Origin of the sequence: Pseudomonas sp. HMWF006 (assembly GCF_003061205.1) — a bacterium.
In the GTDB taxonomy this organism is placed as follows: domain Bacteria; phylum Pseudomonadota; class Gammaproteobacteria; order Pseudomonadales; family Pseudomonadaceae; genus Aquipseudomonas; species Aquipseudomonas monsensis.
In genome coordinates this window covers 1-1092 of the sequence record NZ_QAIU01000641.1, presented here as the reverse complement: position 1 = coordinate 1092, position 1092 = coordinate 1, and the positions used below count along the sequence as shown (strand labels likewise).

Below are 1092 nucleotides of genomic sequence, written 5' to 3'. Positions count from 1 at the left end.
GAGAGGGCGCCGATCTCTGGCGTTTTCAAAACCGGAGTTCGACGCGGTATTGCAAGTCGGTGTATTTCTCGAAAACACTCCGGTCAGTCCCCTCTCCCTCCGGGAGAGGGTTAGGGTGAGGGGCTTTTGAAGGCGTTAATGGATAATCCAGCTCAGTAACCACAACCCCAGCAGCAACCAGATGATCCCGGCAATGATCGACGCATTCATGAACGCACGGATCGCTGACCACAACAGCATCAAGCCGACAATCAGCGCGAGGATGCTGATGATCGAGGTGTCCATGCCCAGCGTCCTGGCCAGCCCATCGACGAAATTGCCGCCGGCGTTGCTCAGAATGTTGAACAAGCCGCTGAGCCCATCGACGATGAAGCGGATGATCGAGCCGAGTGCCTGGCCGAGCCATTCGAAAAAGCTTTCTACCTGCATGTGTGCATCCTGATGAAAAGAGCTGAGCCTTGGGCCGCAGCGGAGGTGGCCGAGTTCCCTGCAACTATAGAGGGTTTGCCTAAAGCCCGCTCCCACCAAAAGCGCAGCGCGCCGCTTGCCTTCAGGACGTATCCCCCCGAAGCTATACGCCTTCAGGAGAGCCCGATGAACCTTGTTGAATTGACCGAACGCCTGCACGCCATTCGCGACCGTAATGACTGGCGACCATTTCACAGCCCGAAAAACCTCGCCATGGCCGCCAGCGTCGAGATGTCCGAACTGGTGGAGATTTTCCAGTGGCTGAGCGAAGACCAGTCGCGCCAGTTGCCGGCGGAAACACTGGCGCATGCCGGGCAGGAAGTCGGCGATATCGTCCTGTATTTGTTATTGCTCTGCAGTGAACTGGGCCTGGACATGAACGAAGTGGTGCGCGCCAAGCTCGCCGACAGCGAACGGCGGTTCAGCTGATGAGCGACCGGCATTTCGATCAGTTGGCGACGCGGTTCGCCGAGAAAATCTACGGCGGCGCCAAAGGCGCGATTCGCCTCGCGGTGTTGCAGGCCGACCTCGCTGAAGCGCTGCCGGATCGGCCGCTGCGGGTGCTCGATATCGGTGGCGGCCTCGGCCACATGTCATTGTGGCTGGCCGAACGCGGGCATGACG

Annotated in this window: 2 protein-coding genes and 1 pseudogene; 2 read left to right on the top strand and 1 reads right to left on the bottom strand. The window is 59.4% G+C overall.

All coding sequences use genetic code 11. The features are described 5' to 3' along the window. Window positions 1-135: 135 nt before the first annotated feature. A complete protein-coding gene (locus DBR24_RS29695; RefSeq protein ID WP_115985475.1) occupies window positions 136-429 on the bottom strand; it encodes a hypothetical protein in 294 nt (97 codons plus the stop codon). Between the two features lie 165 nt (window positions 430-594). Between DBR24_RS29695 and DBR24_RS29690 the strand changes: the two genes are divergently transcribed. Continuing rightward, window positions 595-897: a MazG-like family protein gene (locus DBR24_RS29690; RefSeq protein WP_128616478.1), complete on the top strand. Its 303-nt coding sequence runs from the start codon at window positions 595-597 to the stop codon at window positions 895-897. Beyond that, window positions 897-1092: pseudogene (locus DBR24_RS29685) on the top strand (SAM-dependent methyltransferase); the annotation flags it as partial. The gene DBR24_RS29690 and the pseudogene DBR24_RS29685, both read left to right, overlap by 1 nt.

Excerpts from the sequence above, each read along its gene's own strand:
- DBR24_RS29695 (WP_115985475.1), bottom strand. The coding sequence starts at position 429 with ATGCAGGTAGAAAGCTTTTTCGAATGGCTCGGCCAGGCACTCGGCTCG.
- DBR24_RS29690 (WP_128616478.1), top strand. The coding sequence starts at position 595 with ATGAACCTTGTTGAATTGACCGAACGCCTGCACGCCATTCGCGACCGT.